The organism is Dongia rigui, from assembly GCF_034044635.1.
GTDB classification, from domain to species: Bacteria; Pseudomonadota; Alphaproteobacteria; order Dongiales; family Dongiaceae; genus Dongia; species Dongia rigui.
The window spans coordinates 300869-318030 of the sequence record NZ_JAXCLX010000004.1; the positions used below are offsets into that span (position 1 = coordinate 300869).

The 17162-nt window shown below is 61.3% G+C and carries 14 protein-coding genes; 7 read left to right on the forward strand and 7 right to left on the reverse strand.

The window, feature by feature from the left end:
* Positions 1-67 precede the first annotated feature (67 nt).
* Entirely contained in the window at positions 68-1240 is a 1173-nt protein-coding gene (locus SMD31_RS20235) for a mitochondrial fission ELM1 family protein (protein ID WP_320502749.1), read from the forward strand.
* 89 nt (positions 1241-1329) lie between these two features.
* A complete protein-coding gene (locus tag SMD31_RS20240; RefSeq protein ID WP_320502750.1) occupies positions 1330-2625 on the forward strand; it encodes a CDP-alcohol phosphatidyltransferase family protein in 1296 nt (431 codons plus the stop codon).
* Positions 2626-2683: 58 nt separating this feature from the next.
* Here SMD31_RS20240 and SMD31_RS20245 read toward each other — a convergent pair whose 3' ends face one another.
* Positions 2684-3538, reverse strand: a complete 855-nt coding sequence (locus SMD31_RS20245) for a hypothetical protein (RefSeq protein WP_320502751.1) — start codon at positions 3536-3538, stop codon at positions 2684-2686.
* A 133-nt stretch (positions 3539-3671) separates the two neighbouring features.
* The gene (locus SMD31_RS20250; protein WP_320502752.1) at positions 3672-4574 is read right to left on the reverse strand and encodes a glycosyltransferase family protein; all 903 of its coding nucleotides are present in this window, start codon (positions 4572-4574) and stop codon (positions 3672-3674) included.
* A gap of 362 nt (positions 4575-4936) precedes the next feature.
* Between SMD31_RS20250 and SMD31_RS20255 the strand changes: the two genes are divergently transcribed.
* Positions 4937-6643, forward strand: a complete 1707-nt coding sequence (locus SMD31_RS20255) for an ABC transporter ATP-binding protein (RefSeq protein ID WP_320502753.1) — start codon at positions 4937-4939, stop codon at positions 6641-6643.
* Here the strand turns inward: SMD31_RS20255 and SMD31_RS20260 are convergent.
* The 3 genes from SMD31_RS20260 to SMD31_RS20270 all read right to left on the reverse strand — a co-directional run bounded on the left by SMD31_RS20260 (position 6592) and on the right by SMD31_RS20270 (position 10980).
* Positions 6592-8295 (reverse strand): ABC transporter ATP-binding protein, encoded by a 1704-nt coding sequence (locus SMD31_RS20260; protein WP_320502754.1) that lies wholly within the window; start codon positions 8293-8295, stop codon positions 6592-6594. The two genes, SMD31_RS20255 and SMD31_RS20260, sit on opposite strands and share 52 nt — an antisense overlap.
* Before the next feature lie 3 nt (positions 8296-8298).
* Positions 8299-8832: a hypothetical protein gene (locus SMD31_RS20265; RefSeq protein ID WP_320502755.1), complete on the reverse strand. Its 534-nt coding sequence runs from the start codon at positions 8830-8832 to the stop codon at positions 8299-8301.
* 150 nt (positions 8833-8982) lie between these two features.
* Positions 8983-10980 (reverse strand): hypothetical protein, encoded by a 1998-nt coding sequence (locus tag SMD31_RS20270; protein ID WP_320502756.1) that lies wholly within the window; start codon positions 10978-10980, stop codon positions 8983-8985.
* 211 nt (positions 10981-11191) lie between these two features.
* Between SMD31_RS20270 and SMD31_RS20275 the strand changes: the two genes are divergently transcribed.
* The 4 genes from SMD31_RS20275 to spt all read left to right on the forward strand — a co-directional run bounded on the left by SMD31_RS20275 (position 11192) and on the right by spt (position 15582).
* Positions 11192-12931, forward strand: a complete 1740-nt coding sequence (locus SMD31_RS20275; RefSeq protein ID WP_320502757.1) for a fatty acyl-AMP ligase — start codon at positions 11192-11194, stop codon at positions 12929-12931.
* A gap of 21 nt (positions 12932-12952) precedes the next feature.
* Complete coding sequence (locus SMD31_RS20280) at positions 12953-13900, forward strand: NAD-dependent epimerase/dehydratase family protein (RefSeq protein WP_320502758.1); 948 nt, start codon at positions 12953-12955, stop codon at positions 13898-13900.
* A gap of 232 nt (positions 13901-14132) precedes the next feature.
* The gene (locus SMD31_RS20285) at positions 14133-14360 is read left to right on the forward strand and encodes an acyl carrier protein (RefSeq protein ID WP_320502759.1); all 228 of its coding nucleotides are present in this window, start codon (positions 14133-14135) and stop codon (positions 14358-14360) included.
* A 1-nt stretch (position 14361) separates the two neighbouring features.
* Positions 14362-15582, forward strand: a complete 1221-nt coding sequence (gene spt / locus SMD31_RS20290; protein ID WP_320502760.1) for a serine palmitoyltransferase — start codon at positions 14362-14364, stop codon at positions 15580-15582.
* Between the two features lie 67 nt (positions 15583-15649).
* On the opposite strand, the gene SMD31_RS20295 is transcribed toward spt, so the two are convergent.
* A complete protein-coding gene (locus tag SMD31_RS20295; RefSeq protein WP_320502761.1) occupies positions 15650-16237 on the reverse strand; it encodes a DinB family protein in 588 nt (195 codons plus the stop codon).
* Positions 16238-16248: 11 nt separating this feature from the next.
* Positions 16249-17160, reverse strand: a complete 912-nt coding sequence (locus SMD31_RS20300) for a hypothetical protein (RefSeq protein WP_320502762.1) — start codon at positions 17158-17160, stop codon at positions 16249-16251.
* Between the last annotated feature and the right edge of the window lie 2 nt (positions 17161-17162).

Below are 17162 nucleotides of genomic sequence, written 5' to 3' on the forward strand. Positions count from 1 at the left end.
GCACGCGTTTGGGCAGAATTTTCGCCGCCTTGGCGCTGTTCGATTCGATTGCTAAGGTCCGGCCGCCATGAACGATCAAACCAACCTTCCGCCGCCACGCACCTGGCTCATCCTGGGTGAACGGGCGGGCGACAATGCCCAGGTCCTTGCCCTGGGGCGCGCGCTCGGCTGGCCGACCGAAATCAAGCAGATCCGCTACGACGAGAACTGCCCGGTCGACTTCAAGGACCGCGGCGCCACGCTGACCGGCGTCGACCTGCAGCAGAGCGATGCGCTGTCGGCGCCTTGGCCTGAGGCCATTATTGCCATCGGCCGGCGGTCCGTGCCGGTCACGCGCTGGATCCGGGCCCAGGCCGGAAACCGCATTCTTCATGTTCATCTCGGGCGCCCACGGGTTGATCTCAGTCTGTTCGACCTAGTCGTCACAACCCCTCAGTACAGTTTGCCAGAGGCGGCGAATGTGATTGAAATCACCCTGCCCCTTGTTTCCGTCGATGCCGAGGCTCTCGGCCGAGCGGCGGCTGCCTGGCATGGCCGCTTTGCCACCCTGCCGCGGCCGTGGACGGCGGTCATGGTGGGCGGACCGACGCCGCAGCTGGCCTTTGGCAAGGGCGATGCCGATCGCATGATTCGCGAGCTTTCGGCCCATGTCGGAGATGGTGGCGGCGTCATTGTCACCAGTTCCCCCCGCACGCCAGACGATGTCACCGACGCGCTGAGATCCGGGCTGCCGAAGGCGCTGCCAGGCCGGCATCTTTTTCTGCCATATGAACGCCAGGGCGAGAATCCGTACCCTGCCATGCTGGCATTGGCTGACGCTTTTGTGGTTTCCGTGGATAGCGCGTCCATGGTCGCCGAAGCGGCCACCCGGCAAAAGCCGCTCTATCTCTTTCACCTTGCGAAGGTCCCTGCCAAGATCAAGCCGGGGCTGAAATCGGCCGTCTCGCGCAATTGGCGTCTGCGCCGGAAAGCCCGCCAGGATGCAGATCTGCCGGCCGATCCCTTGGACAAGCTCTATGATTTCTGGACGCGGCGCGGGAAAGCGCGGCCACGCCGGGACATCGATCAGGTCGAAACCCGCCTCCTCGATCTCGGCATTGCGTTGCCACTTGGACAGACCGCTGCGGCGGCACCCGACCATTTCACGGCGGCCTTCGATAAATTGCGCGCCGAACGCGAGGCGGCACTTGCCCGGATTCATGCTCTGTGGCGCGACTTGGCTCGTGCGAAGCAGGATTAATTACCCATCGCTTGGTGACCGGGCGCTTGAGGCGGATGCAAGCACCGTGATATGACGCCCGCATGAAATTTCCCTGGGAATCCCGATAAATGCTGGTTTGGATCGATGCCGTTCAATGTGGGCGGGTGCCGAAAATCTTTGGGCTGACACTGGTCGAGCGCCATTTGCAGGCGCTCAAGCGCTCCCTGCCACGGCCTGCCCGGATCGTGGTGGATCTTGGGGCCGACGGCCAGAAACCTCGGATCGACAGCAGCCTGGATGAAGCCTTTGCGATCGAGTGGCGACAAGTGCCGGGCGATTTCTCGGCGAGGCTGCAGCGTTTTCTGGCCGAAACCCAGGGCGAAGCGGTCTTGTTGCTGGACGGCGCCACGTTGCCGGATGCGCGCCTCCATGCCTCGCTGACGGCGCTTGCTGCTTCGGTCGCCGTCCTCGCCCCCAAGGAAGACGAGCGTGCCGCGATGATCCGTCTGGACGCCGATCGGCTGCCGGGCCTCACGATCGACGCCGCCGACCTGCCATCCTTGGCCACAAAGCTGCAGGCGGCCGGGGTTGTCCGACCCTACCAGCAGGAAGAATTCAACGGCTTCATTCGCAAACTGCGGCGCACGATCCCCTATTACATGTTTCGGGTGGAGACGGCCGACAAAGCCGCCAAGGTCGAAAAATTCATGTTCTGGTCGAACTATAAGGGGTCGACCGACTTCTTCACCCGCTACGTCTATCCGCCCTTCGTCTGGATTTCAGTGGGGCCTCTGGCGCGTGCCCGTGTGCACCCCAATGCGGTGACCATTTTCAGCATCATCCTGGCGCTGGGCGCCATCCCCATCTGGGCGGTCGGCGAAACTTGGTCCTTCTGGACGGGCTTCGCCATGGCCTATGGCATGAGCGTGCTCGATTCCGTCGATGGCAAGCTGGCGCGCCTGACGTTTACCGACTCACGCCTCGGCAACTTCCTGGATCATGGCCTCGATATGGTCCACCCGCCCTTCTGGTACCTGTCCTGGGCCTATGGCCTGGGGCTCGCCACGTTGGGTTGGGGATCGACGCTGGGCCTCGCCACGATCCTGGTCATGGCCTTCTATGTCATCGATCGCCTGATCCTGAAGGTCTATCCGAGCTTCTTCCAACGCGCCTTTCATACGCATTCGAAACTCGACGGCCGCATGCGGACCTTCATCGCGCGGCGCAATATCACACTGCCGATGTTCATCGCCGGTTATGTGTTGGGCTATGCCGTCGAAGCCTTCTACCTCATCGTTGCCTGGCAAATTTTGACAGCCGCCTATCATGGCGTGCGCACGTTCTGGATCCTCGTCATCGATCGCGCGCATCTCAAGAACCGGCGCCCGACCGACGTTGCCGCAGCCCTCAAGCAGGTCGACTGAAAACAAAAAAGCGCCGCCCGAAAGGGCGGCGCTGTCATTCAGTCCGGGTGTTGGCTGGTCAGTACTTGTCGTCCTGAACGGCGGCACTGATTTCCTTGGAATACCACATCTGTTGCAGGCGGTTGAGCTGCTTGGGCTCGAACGCCTTGAACGGCAGCTCGGCGATGAAGTTGATGTAGCGGCGCGGAATGTCGGTGATACCGCGCGGGCTGACCCCATGGATCGCCAAGGGCGAGTTGACGAAGCAGGCATAGGAATTGGGCGCATAGGTGAGCGTCTTTACCAGCTCTACATCGCGATCCAGCGAGCGGTGCTTGATAAAACGCGGTTCGCGTCGCCAGCGATAGATGTCGAAATCGCCGCCGCTGACCTGGTCGCGCGAGTCGCGAAAATAGAACAGCGCCGAGAAGATCTTGTCGCAGAGATCGACATGGGGTGTCTTGACGCTCGTGACCTGGCGCACAGGCGTGTTCATGACGAACTGGCAATCGAGCCGGATGTCCGCCTCGCCGGCAAATCCGCGCGGCACCACACGCCAATCTTCGAAACGCCGGCCGATCTTTTCCTCGAGATCGGGAAACTCCGAGCGTAGGTGATTGCCGAACAGACGCGTCACGTGGCGCCAATAGTCACCCGATGTGTGGTACTCGAAGAACTCCCGCCACAGGGGTGAAAAGCGACGATCGCCCAGCACCTGCTTGACCGTGAGCCGAACCGCGACGTTGCTGCCCGCCTCGGCACGGCCGTTGAGGATCGTGTCGAGACCAGGGAACTCGGCCTCCAGCTGCTGATAGACATCGCTGGGCACGGCATTCTGACGCGCGTAATGCGCATAAGGCTGCGTTACGACTTCTTCAGGTCGCACGCTTTCCAGCATGTGCGGCGCGCGTTGTTCGACCGTGGCTGCCAACATCGACTTTATCTCCACTCCTGCCCTCAAAGCGGCGCTGTGCACGCTTGGGGAAATTTCATCGGAACGGTTGCAGTGTCACCCGATTTGCAATTTCCGACAATTCGACAACCCGCCGCAGCGACGTTACGTCGCCTCAGGCCGCCAGCTTGCGGCACAGGTCGAGCGCATCGTGGCGCACGTGATTGAGTGCCATCTCCCGCTCCACCATCGCCACGTCGACAATGCCCTTGTCGAGCATCTCGTTCAGCAAGCCGAAGAACAGCCGTTCCTGATTCGGATCTGGGTGGGGCTGGTAGAACCCATCTTTGACCGCCCGCGGTCGTGAAGCGCCGATCCCCCGCTTGATCGCCTTGACGATGTTGCCGGCAAACGACTTCTTCGGTTTTTCCCGGATCGAGAAGTCGATCGGCAAGCCGGTCTTCCAGGGCTGCGTCCGCCGATAGGTCGTGTGCAGGATCTTGGTGGCTGGGGTCAGATGGTCGAAGTCATTCCACTCCGGCTCAAGGATACCGACTGTCGAATCCGCCTCGTATTCCAGCTTGATCCATTTCAGGTAATCCTTCTTGAACTCGAAGAGTTCGCCAAAGGTCCGCTCGGCGTCCCAATGCGTCAGCTTGGCATTTTCGAGCAGCATGACGCTGGAAGCGCGATAGGGCGGCATCTCCTTCAACGCCGGCCGCATGCAGCACATCAGGGCCGCGCCCTTCATGTCTCGCGTAAAGAGTTCCATGATGTCGCCGACCGCAAAGCAGTCCGGATCGATAACGATCGCCCGCCCCTGATATCCCATGTCCTTGGGCGGGGTGAAACGCACCGGGGTGAAGGATTGCAGATCCGCATCCGTCCAGACTCGGTGCTCCAGGCCCCGCAAAAATTTCTGGCCGATCCGGTTATGGAGCCAGGGATAGTCCTTGAAATGCATGACCTGGACGTCAAACGCGTCCGGCTGCCTGCTATTGCGCTTGGCGGCATAGCCGGCGACCAAGGCCCCCAGGTATTGTTCGTCGTTGGACTGGATAAAGAGCTTGTATTGCACCAGACACTCCCAGTTGGCGGCCTAAAGGGGCCTGTCCTGCCATGGCGCGGATGATAGTCGGCGCCCCAGCCATCGGCAACCGAACCACTTGATAATGCGCCGATTTGCCGCAAAGTCTGCAGGGTTATTCACATTGGCCGCACCCCCATGGAATTGACACCTCCAGACGGATGTATCACAACCGGTATACCCGCCGTAATGGTCGGTAAGTCATTCTAAAGGCACAGCCATTGCCAGCTCCAGAGCATCGCGACCTCAGTCATACCCTAGAGGCAAAGCAGACGCCCTCCGCTTTGACCAATGCGTTCCGGGTGATCCGGAAGCATGGATTGTGGCGCCAGGTCCCCGTGATGATCGGGGTCATGGCGGCAAGCGTCCTCGAGGGGCTGTCGGTCGCCAGCCTCTTCCCGATTCTCGCCATCGTCTCGGGAGACCCGACCGAAAAGCCCAACAAGGCCGAGCGCTTCATTCTGAGCGCGCTTGATCTGCTTCATATCCCGGCGACGCTGGGGGCGCTTGTATTGCTGCTGGGGGCCATCGCTGTCCTCAAGGCCATCATTTCGCTCAATGTCAGCCGGTACGTCGGGTTCCTGGTCGCCGAGATCGCCACCGAGATGCGCTCGCGCATGATCGACGCGATGCTGGCCGCAAGATGGTCGTATTATACGGTCAATCCGATTGGCCGCTTCGCCAGCGCCATCACCAACGAGGCAAACTGGGGCTCAGCCATCTATCGGACCTCGTTGAACCTGATCATTGCGACGATCCAGGCCACGATCTTTGCCGTCATCGTGTTCCTGGTCGACTGGAAGATCGCCATTGTCGGATCGCTGATGGCAGTGGTCGTCGGGATTACAATGCGCCTGCTCATCCGCCGCTCCCGCGCATTCGCCCGGCGCATGCTGATAACGAGCCGTACCATTGTTTCTGATCTCAACGATGTTGTTGTCAGTTTCAAACCGATGAAGGCGATGCACCGCCACGAAGCCCTCATCCAGGAGCTTCGGAACGAGACGAAGTCGTTGCGCGAGTCGCTGCGTGAGTTGGTCCTGCTGGAGCAGCTTGCCGGCCAGCTGCCGGATCTGTTGATCATCATGATGCTCGCCGGGGTCGCCTATGTCGCCGTCGGGCTGCTGCACCTCGACCTCGCCAGCATCCTCGTCTCCGGCTTGCTCATCCTGGGCCTGACGCGCTCGGTCGCCAAAGTGCACCGCTCTGCCCGTGAATCCGCCCATGCCGAAGTCGGCTATTGGTCTTTCATGGATACGCTTCGCGAGACAGAAGCGGCCGCCGAAGCCTTCAAGGGCCGCGGCACACCGAGCCTCAAGAGCGTCTGCCGCCTAGAGAACGTGACCTTCTCCTATGGCCGGGCGCCCGTGCTGCGCAATGTCTCGATCGAGCTTGCCGCCGGCACGATCACGACCTTGGTCGGTGAGTCAGGATCCGGCAAAACGACCATCGCCGATTTGATCCTGGGGCTGTTCGAGCCGGAACAGGGCCGCGTGACGCTCGACGGCGTGCCGTTGAAGGAAATCGATATCGGCCGCTGGCGCAGCCAGGTCGGCTATGTGCCGCAGGAGATCCTGCTGTTCAACGACACGATCCTGGGCAACGTCACCCTGGGCGACCCGACCATCACCGAGGCCGATGCGATCCGTGCCCTAGAAACGGCGGGCGCCATGCGTTTCGTTGCCGAACTGCCCCATGGCCTGTTCACGACAGTGGGAGATCGCGGCGTGCTGCTTTCCGGCGGGCAACGGCAACGCATCGCCTTGGCGCGCGCCTTGGTGACAGAGCCGGCGCTCCTCATTCTTGACGAAGCGACCAGCGCCCTCGACCCGGAAACCGAAGCTGAAATCTGCGCCGCGGTTGGTCGTCAGCGCGGCCGACTGACCGTTCTTGCCATCACGCATCAGCCGGCCTGGGTCGAGCTGGCAGACCGCGTCTATCGCATCGACCAGGGCAACGTTATGCAAGACAGTGGCGGTGACGTGACGAACGCACCGGCACAATCGCCTCAGTTAACGCCGGCTGGGGCCGTCGTCACTTTTCCATCCCGGATTTCATAGACGCGGTCAGCCGCGCGGACCCAAAGTGCCTGGTGCGTGATCGCAAGGATCGTCCGGCTGCCGGTCAATGCGCGGGCAGCACGGCTGATTTCCTTGGCCGTCTTCTTGTCGAGCGCGCTGGTCGCCTCATCAAGAATGAGCAGCTTCGGATCGCCGATCAACGCGCGCGCAATCGCCAAACGCTGCCGCTGTCCACCCGATAGCAGACTGCCGCGGACACCAATGGTGAAGTCCATCTCGCCCGGCAGTTTCGAGACAAAGCCCCAGGCATCTGCGGCCTTCAATGCCGCTTCGACCTGCCCACGAGATACGGTCGGATCGCCCAGGGTGATGTTGTTGATGATGGTGTCGTTGAAAAGGATGCTGTCCTGCGGAATGTAGCCGAGCTGACGACGCCACCCGGCCATATCGATTTCCTGCAGCGGCAGCCCATTGATCTTTACCGTGCCATCCGTCGCCTGGTGCAAACCGGCGACGAGATCAGCGATCGTCGTTTTCCCGGCACCGGACGGCCCGATGATCGTGGTCAACTCTCCTGCGGCCAAGGTCACATTGGCCCCACGCATAACCTGCTTGCCAGGATATGCAAAACCGACATCGCTGAACTCGATCGTCGCCGGCAGTGACGGCATTTTGCCGGAAGACAGATGCTCGCGATTGGCCCGCACCTCCTGCAGCAGATGCTGCAGGTGCCAGAATGACGGTCGCTCCAGAACGACCCGCTGATAATTGGAGCGGACGGTGCCGATGGAATCGGCAACGCGCTTGAGCAGAAGGGTCGAGCCCAGCATGACACGCAGATCCATGCCCAGCACTGAGTGGCCGATAAACAGGCCACCGAGGATGAGAATGGTGAACAGCGGCTCCTGCACCGCACGAACGGCACTGGTGCTGTATGTCTCAGCTTGGGTTGCCCTGCGAAGGCGTTCGACATGGACTGCAAAGGTGTGGCCAATGAAGCTGTGCCGGTTCATCGCCTTGAGCGCCTTCACATTCGTCAGCGCATCAGTGACGGCGTGCAGCAGCGCGAGATTGTGTTTGGACTTTCCCCGTCCGGCCTTCTTCGCCATCCGCATATAGCGACCAACGCCCAACCACAGCACCGCGACAACGGCAACGGCGCCCAAAAAGAATGGCCATGACACAAACAGCGCCATGCCCATGAGCACGAGCGTTTGAATGAGCCCCGACAGGCACAGGGCCGAGGCCTTGAAAGCCACGGAGGCGCGATCAGCGTCGGAATTCACCGCGGCGGTATAGCGCGCCACTGGCTGCGCAACGAAGTAGCTCCACTTGGCATGAACCATCGCGTCGATCAGCTGCAGGCGCACGCTGGTACCGAAATTCGCCACGCTACGGCCGACAAAGACCGAGCCAGCCGTGCCAAAGACGAACGACAATGTTGCTGCGCCGACAATAATCAGCAGCAGAACTTCGATCGTCAGCGGCAAATTGAGTTCTGCCAGCCCCCAACGCACATACTCATCGATCGCATGGGACTTCATATGGGTTTCGCCGCCGAGGAGGCCGACGATCGGCCACAGCGTCGCAATGCCGACGATTTCAACCAGGCCAGAGACCATCAGCGCAAAGACGATCAGCAACTGTTGGCGCCAGCCGGTGTGGAAGAAAATCTTGAATACGTCGCGCACGGATTAGCTCGTTGCTGCCTTGATTGCTTCGCCCAGGATATCGCGGCCATTACTGCGCCCGTTCTTCACGAAGCGCCTCGCCCAGGCTTTGTCGACATGCGTAATCCTTGCCGAAACGCTTGGCAACTCAAGTATTTGCGCCGCCGCCATGCGATGGGTTCCGCGCCTGACATGGACCACTTCGCCGTCAGCGGCGATACCGAGGCAGATGTCATCATCGCCGCTGTAGCGATAGCCATCCCGCTTCATCGACGTATAGAGATCCAGATAATCGCGGCAGTAAGCCACAATTTCCGCCTCGGAGTTGAACACGCGGCCGCGCCCTTCGACCGGCCGTCCAGCCACCCAGCTCGCCTTAAGCCACTGGTAAAGCCTCGTTTTTGTGAACTCGTCACCGAAACGGGCAATGTCGGACATGTCCATGTAGGTGTAGAGGTCATTGATGGGATCGGACGGCAGGGTGCCAAGGCCATCGATCAGAAACCGGTCCTTGATCGGCCTGACCGCCTTGGCACTCAGCTTGCGCCTGATCTTCATGGCCGGAACCTGCACATGGAGTTCGCCCCCCAGGGCCGCTTCAGCGACCCTCGCCTTTTCCCATGCCGGGTTGTCGATCGACGGCCAGATGTGCAGGGAAAGGGACGCGAGGCCCCGACTGATCTCCCCTCCCCATTTTCCCATGCCGGTTCAGTACCCCCACAGATGCTGCAGGCCAACGGCCCCATTCGGGGAAAGACCGAGGACATGCGCTGTGAGATCCGCGTCAGCCGACTTCACCTGAAGGGCTGCGATCCCGCCTGCGCCAACATGCTGGCGCAGGGTCGGCAATACATCGTCCATCCAGACGATCTCCGAACCGAAGGCCGGCAGCGTCAAGAAGTAGCTCAGCCGCTCACCAGCATGGTTGATCGCCGCCAACTCCACTTTGGCCGGCATGTCGTAATTGAGATTGCCGCTGGCATTGGCCACATAGACGCCCGTCCGGAATCCGTCCCTGGTCCGGACACGGCCGATCAAGTTCGTCCGCCCCATGATGCCGATCGACGGGTGCAGCCAATGCGGCAAGGTTGGAATATCCGCGCCGACATTGCGCCAGGATGACTGGAACTCGGTGAAATCCTGGTCGCCGGTCAGGCGATGGCGCACCGCCATGTCCGAGGTCGTGACCAGCCGTTGCGGCGCCAGACCGATCTTGAGATGGTCGGGGCAGACCAGTGCCGTCACCGCCTCAGATTTGCGCGGATGCGCCCAATTGGCCATGACGTCGTCTAGATAGGCCGGACCGACAAAGTCCTTGTGATAGCGCATATCTCCGATATAGCCGCCGGTGCGATCATAGAAACGCAGCCAGTAGTCGTCGAACGGCGGGTTCGACGCATCGAAGTTGAACCCGAAGGCCAGCGCGTCGTTGACGGACGTGACCGGCAGGCAGCACGGATGGATCATGAAGCCCGCATTGATTGCCGTTTCGACAATGCGCTTTTCTTCCGGCGTGAAAAGGATGTCATCGCGGTTGTCGACGCCGACGCGGCAAAGATGGTTGGCAGCGATTGAACCGATCTTGCCCGGCTGCTGGGAGAAACCCTGATCCAGCGCGTACCAAAACGACGTCCCGTAACCGGCATAGGAGGCGGCAAAATAACTGCGTTCCTTGGACGTGCCTGCGGGTCGCTTGAAATGCACTTCTTCAACCGGTCGCGTGCGCGATCGCTTCAGCGCCGATTTGTTGGCACCGACGCCGATTTTCACTTCGTCATCAGCACCCATGTCGAGATCGTAGTTCGGCACGGTCATGACCACTTCGCCGCTGCGCACCACGGAATCGATCAGGCGGAATGGCTGCACCTTGTTCGGGTTCTTGAAGAACTGGTGGGAGCCGTGGATGATCGTGAAACTGTCTTTCCAGAACACATCACCACAGATGCGGAAGCGATAGTGGCGCCCGCGCGTCAGGAACGGGTGCGCCACGAAAACCTTCATGCAAACCGCTCCCTTGCGGTTCGGCATCAGCGCCTTGAGATTGAGGTTGACGGACTCGCTTGGTCCGAGAACGAGGTAGCTGCGCCGCGTTTCACCCTCGGCAATGATCTCGAAGCGAAATTGCAGCGGATCCTTGATGCCGAAGAATTCTTCGAAATGATTGAATGCCAGGGCATCGACGTCTTCGATTTCCAAGGGAACCGCAGCCGTCCCGGCGCAGAATTCCCAGTTCTGCCCGACCCAATGCACCGGCGTCTTCGGCGCGTGCGCATGAGCAAGGCGCAGGCTGTAACGAAACTTGGTACCGACGTCGGCGCCACCCGTCACGACGGCATCACATGCCTTGATTGTCGCTGCATTGACGGGCTTGGCGCCCTTGGGCTGATCGCCAACGATGTCGGTCGAGATCCAGAACGCCTCGATCCCAGCTGCCGCGGCCTTGAATGCCTCGTAGAAGGCGTGGTCACCGTGAACCGCCACGCGCCGAGCGCCATCGGCCCGCAACAGGTTCAGGACATCGGCAACGGACTGGCTCACCTTAGTCTTGGTGTCCGGCGCCGCAACCGGGGCGGTACCTGCCTTGAATTTTTTCTTCTTTCCCTTCGGCTTGGGAAGCAGCCAATCAAACAGCGCGGTAGCGCCCGATTTCTGCTCTTTGCCGGCCGAACCTTGCGTCGCCGACAACTCAATATCCGAGGTCTTCATTAGGTAACTTCCCTAAAACTGACGCGCTCAATCCATGGTCTACATCGCGCGCCCAATGCGCAATGCCTTGTCCGAGGTCCGGACTTTTGCTATGGACCGCGAAATCCTAGTGGTCGCAACCCGTTCGCGCAATTCGCTGATCTGCGACCTAAGGTCCCACGAAACTTAGATTTATTCCAAGTCCGAGCCAGAAAAAAACAGCCCAGACCAGATGACCTTGCAAGCGACACCGACCACGAATTCCAGTCTGAAGCATCGCCGCAGCAGTTTCGACACGCTGTGGGAAGCCTTGGATTATGCCGCTGGCGGCGCCACGGGGTTGAATTTCTACACGGCCAAGGGCGACCTTGCCACTGTGCTGAGCTATGCCGAACTGCGCGACCGGGCGCGGGACATGGCGCAGCGACTCGCCGGCCTGGGCTTGGAGCGCGGCTCACGCATTGTGCTCATCGCGGACACCGATCCCGATTTCGTGGTTGCCTTCTTCGCCACGCAATATGCGGGATTGTTGCCCGTACCCGTTGCCATTCCGACCAGCCTCGGCGGCCGCGAGGCCTATGTCGCCCAATTGCGCCAGCAATTGTCGGGCTGCGATGCGAGCGTGGCACTGGGTCCGCCCTCATTGATGGGCTTTCTCACCGAGGCTGCCGAAGGCCTGCCGCATCTGCGCCTGGTCGGGACATTGGCTGATCTTGCAGCTATGCCGGCCAACACAGGCACACCGCGCCCGTTTGCTGCCGATGAGCCGAGCTATCTGCAGTTTTCTTCCGGATCGACGCGCTTCCCGAAGGGGATCGAGATTCATCAGCGGGTTTTGATGGCCAATGCCTATGCCATCACCCACCATGGCCTCAACATCGTCGAAAGTGATCGCTGCACATCCTGGCTGCCCTTTTATCACGACATGGGCCTGGTGGGGTTCCTGCTGGTGCCGGCGACGGGCCAGGTTTCCGTCGATTACGTCGCCACGCGCGACTTTGCGCGCCGCCCGCTGACGTGGCTGAAGCTCATTTCAGAGAACCACAGCACGCTTTCCTATTCACCGACCTTCGGTTACGAGCTCTGCGTCAAGCGCATGCGCGGCGAGAGTGACTTTGCCGGTAACCTCTCGTCTTGGCGTGGCGCCGGCATCGGCGGCGACATGGTGCAGGACGGCATCCTCCGCCGCTTCAGCGAGACCTTCTCGCCATTCGGCTTCCAGCATAAGGCGTTCGTGCCGAGCTACGGCATGGCAGAAACGACGCTGGCCATGAGCTTTGCGCCGCTCGACCGTGAATACCGCGTCGACCATATCGATCGCGCCGGCCTGGAAAATCAGGAAGCCAACCCCGTGGCCCCGGGCAAGTCCGCCCGCAGCCTGGTCGCCTGCGGGCCGGCCTTGGCACAGCATCGCTTCGAGGTGCGTGACGAGACGGGCAGCGCCTTGCCCGAACGCCGCATCGGCCGCATCTTCTTCCAGGGTCCCAGTGTCATGGCGGGCTATTTCCGCCAGCCGGAACTGACGGCCGAGGCGTTGAGCGCCGATGGCTGGCTGGATACCGGCGATCTTGGCTATCTCATCGACGGCGAGATCGTCATTACGGGCCGCGCCAAGGATCTCATCATCATCAACGGCCGCAACATCTGGCCGCAGGATCTCGAATGGACGGCGGAATCTCTGCCGGATCTGCGCCGGGGCGATGCCGCCGCCTTCTCCGTGCTGGGCGAGAACGATGAAGAGCAGGTCGTTGTCCTGATCCAGTGCCGCATCAGCGACCTTGCCGCCCGCACCAAGCTGAAACAGGACATTGCCGGCCTGCTGCAGCGCTCGATGGGTGTGGAGGCGCGCGTTGAATTGGTGCCGCCCAAAGGCCTGCCGCAGACTTCGTCCGGAAAACTCTCGCGCGCCAAGGCCAAGGCCAATTACCTCCAAGGTCTCTACGCGGACGCCGACCTTGGCATCAGCGCCTAATTCGCTGGCGATGGCGCGCTGATGGCAGGGTTGGTTGTCGTCACCGGCGCCACCGGCTTCGTCGGCGCGGCGATCCTACGCCACCTGGCGCATCAGGGCTGGCGCATCCGCATCCTGACCCGGCGCATGCCGCAGGACGCGCTGATGCCGGACCATCCGATCGAGGTCGTCCTCGGCGACATGGGCGACCGCGCCAGCCTGGAACAATTGGTCCGTGGTGCCGATGCCATCGTGCATTGTGCCGGCCTGACCAAGGCGCTGACACCCATCGAATTCTTCGACGTCAACGAGGGCGGCACGGTCCGGCTGCTGGAAGCGGCCCAAAAGGCAGCGCCCCAGGCGCGCCTAGTCCATATCTCGTCATTGGCAGCGCGCGAGCCTGGGCTTTCGCCCTATGCCGCCAGCAAACGGGCGGGCGAAGACAAGCTGCCGGCGCTCGCTGGCGCCCGCGACTGGGTCGCGTTGCGACCGCCCGCAGTCTATGGCCCCGGCGATGTGGCGCTCCTGCCGCTCTTCAAGGCCGCGAAACTTGGCCTCCTCGCCTACCCAGCCAGCCCTGGCAGCCGTGCCTCGACACTGCACGTGGCCGACCTGGCTTCGGCGGTCGCCACGCTACTCTCGACCGAGGTCTGGTCCGAGCGCGTGATCGAACTCGATGACGAGCACCCCAACGGCCACGACTGGGCTGAAATTAACCATGCTCTTGGCGAATGCTTCGGAAATCGCCTCTGGGCCGTGCGCCTCCCCCGTCCCTGGATGACCGGCATCGCCGGTGCGGTGACCGTCGTATCGCGGTTGAGCGGAACCCCTCAAATCCTGTCTCTCGACAAGATTTCAGAGCTTTACCACCCCGATTGGGCCTCCTCCGGCGTGAGACTGAGCACACTCCTTCCTTGGCGGCCCACCTTTGCCTTGCGCGAGGGTTTCGCGGACACGCTCAAATGGTACCGCGCCGAGGCTCTTCTTTAAGACGAGATTCGTGGCCTAATCAGCTGGAATCGCTGACTTGTTACATTCGGTAACAATTCGTCATTTAACTTTAGCCGCGAAATTTACGACAACCTCATCAGGCACACCGGCGTGAGTCGGTTTCCTGCCTAAACGGTTCCCAACGTTAACAGATTCGACAACAAGAACAGATTGGTCCGGCATCGTGACGGCGAGTGCAGCGCAGCTTTCAAATTTTACTCTCGAGGTTGTCGTGGCGGATATCGCCACCGCGCTGGTGCCGTTCAAGAAGTCCGATATCGAGATCACCGCGGCGACGGATATCGCCCGTGACCTCAACATGGATTCGCTGGCGGTCATGGATTTGCTGATGGAACTCGAAGACAAATTCGACGTCTCCATCCCGCTCAACATGGTGCCAGAGATTGCCACGGTCGGGCAGCTTGCCCAGACCGTGATTGATTCGAAGAAGGGGGCGTAAGATGGGGTTGATGGATCGTTTCAAGGCGCAGCGCGAGTTGCATGCCGCCGTCAAGACCTGCGGTGCCGATCCGTTCGGCGTGAAGATGGACAAGATCGTCTCCTCGACCGAGGCGATGATCGAAGGCCGCCGCACAATCCTCTGCGGTTCCAACAACTATCTCGGCTTCACCTTCGACGCCGACTGCATCGAGGCCGCCAAGAAGGCGCTTGAGACGAGTGGTACGGGTACCACCGGCTCGCGCATTGCCAACGGTTCGTACAACGACCATAAGGCGCTTGAGGCCGATCTCGCCGACTTCTACGGCAAGAAGCATTGCATGGTTTTCACCACCGGCTATCAGGCCAATCTCGGCGCCATCTCGACGCTCGCCGGTCCGGATGATTTTCTGATCATCGACGCCGACAGCCATGCCAGCATCTATGACGCCTGCAAGCTGGGTTCGGCGACCGTGATCCGCTTCAAGCACAACGACCCGACCGATCTCGACAAGCGCCTCGCGCGCCTCGCCGATCAGCCCGGCAACAAGATCGTCGTTGTTGAAGGCATCTATTCGATGCTGGGCGACCACGCGCCGCTGAAGGAATTCGTCGCCGTCACCAAGAAGCACAATGCCTATATCCTGGTCGATGAGGCTCATTCGATGGGCGTCCTCGGCAAGACCGGCCAAGGCTTGGTCGAGCATGACGATGTGCTGGAAGAAGTCGACTTCATCACCGGTACCTTCTCGAAGAGCATGGGCGCTGTGGGTGGCTTCCTGGTTTCGAACATGGACGATTTCGACGTCCTGCGCGTTGCCTGCCGCCCCTACATGTTCACGGCTTCGCTGCCGCCCGCCACGATCGCCTCGGTGCGGACGTCGCTGGCAAAGCTTCGCGCCAACCCGGGTCTGATGGAAAAGCTGTGGCAGAACGTCGACACGCTTTATCACGGCGCTCAGAATGCCGGCTTCACCGTCGGCAAGCAGAAGGGGCCGGTGGTCGCCATTCACCTCACCGATCCGGCTCTCGCCGCCCGCGCCTGGCGCGCGCTCCTGCTGAATGGTGTCTACGTCAATTTGGCTTTGCCGCCGGCGACACCGTCGGGCACTGCCCTGCTCCGCTGCTCGGTTTCCGCCGCGCACAGCACCGAGCAGCTTGAGCGTGTCGTGTCGATCCTGGCCAATGTCGGCCGCGATCTGGGCCTGCTGAAGTCGCCCGCCCACGCGGTGGCCGCTGAATAAGTTTCTCGAGTAGGTAACCTAAGACCTGTCTCATAGGGCCGATGCGAAAGCATCGGCCCTTTTCTCGTCAGCGGCCATCTAGGCCGCGCCACACATCTTCCTCTGTCCAGCCGAGTGCCACCATATCGTCAGCGCGGAACTTGGCATCGCCTGCACAAAAGAATTCGTCCAGCTGCGGCGGCTTCACCGGGCTGCCGGCCAGCATCGCGTGGATCTGGCCGCGATGATGGATCTGGTGTTCGAAGAGATGCAGCAGAACCCGATCGGCACGGTCGAACTGTACATGTGATGCGCGGTGCATCCGAATCTCTGCGGCGAGCTTTTCGTCGTCGAGCCCGCTGCACAGCGCGATCAGCCGGCGATCGACGCCCCGTTGCGCAGCATCAAAGTCCCCGAAGTTAGGAAACGGTATCTCATTCTCCCACGCCTTCGGTCCCAGCGTGCCGCCTTCCAAGGCATCGACATAAAACCAGTCGACGACAAGGATATGGTTATAGGTGGCAACGATCGACGGGAAGAAACTGGTACGCTCGGCGGTGAACTCGGCTGCCGAAAGCCCTTTGCACGCCTGCAGGAGGCGATGATTGGCCCAGGCATTGTTCCGCGCCATGGCCAAAAAATAGAGAGCTGCCCCAGTCGCCATGCCTTCCTCCAATCCCGCTTGCACTATCGAAACGCGCCCCGGCGATAAAGCTTCCACGCCAGGGCCGGTGCCGCCAGCAAGGGATGGCGCCGCTGCCAATCGCTGACCGGCACGACGACGCCGGAATGACGCCGCACTTTCCACAACACATAGTCGACGGCACCGTCGAAGGTGAAGGCAGCCTTGATCAGGCGCAAGTAATTGAGCGTCTTTCCCAACAAACGACGCCCCTGCCAATTTGCCATCGCCGCTTCGCGCGAGATGCCGTTTGCCGCCCCTTCCGCCAACAGGAGGTTACCGATCGCGCGATACCGCTCTTCGTCGGCAGCAACGATCGCCAGCGCGCGGTCACTCTTCTCAGAGCGCAGCTCGGCCGCATAGGTGGCCTTGAAGCCCTCGCGCCAGACCGTCAACGGCTCCCCCGCCGCAGATCCTTCAAGAAGCGGCGCTGCATTCCGGAACATCGTGCGGCATGCTTGCATCAAGGCGGTCGTCAGTGCCGCATCCGTGCCCGCATCGCGACACCAGATGAGGCGCGTGGGCTGGCAGAATCGCGCCCAGATCGAGACATTCTGCGCGGTCGGGGCACAAGCATCGGCAAATTGCCGCAATGATATGACGGCGTATTTCGCTCTCAGTTGCAGACCTTGCCACGGCAATTCGACGTAGAAGACATTTGGCGGCAGAAGGTCGTTGGCAAGAGCCAGCAGCCGCTTGTCATATGCCGCCCGGTAATCGTCGACGATGACGTAGAAGTCGAGCAGCGCATCACCCAGCAACTGGTCTGGCTGCCGCAGGCACGAACCATAGAACAGGACCGCAATCGCCGCCGTGCCGTGCCGCGCCCGGCAATGCTCCGCCATGGCGCGCGCAGCCGCGGCAACCGGTGTGTGCAATTCGGCGCCGATCAGCGCAGCGAGTGCAGTCGGTGCCATGT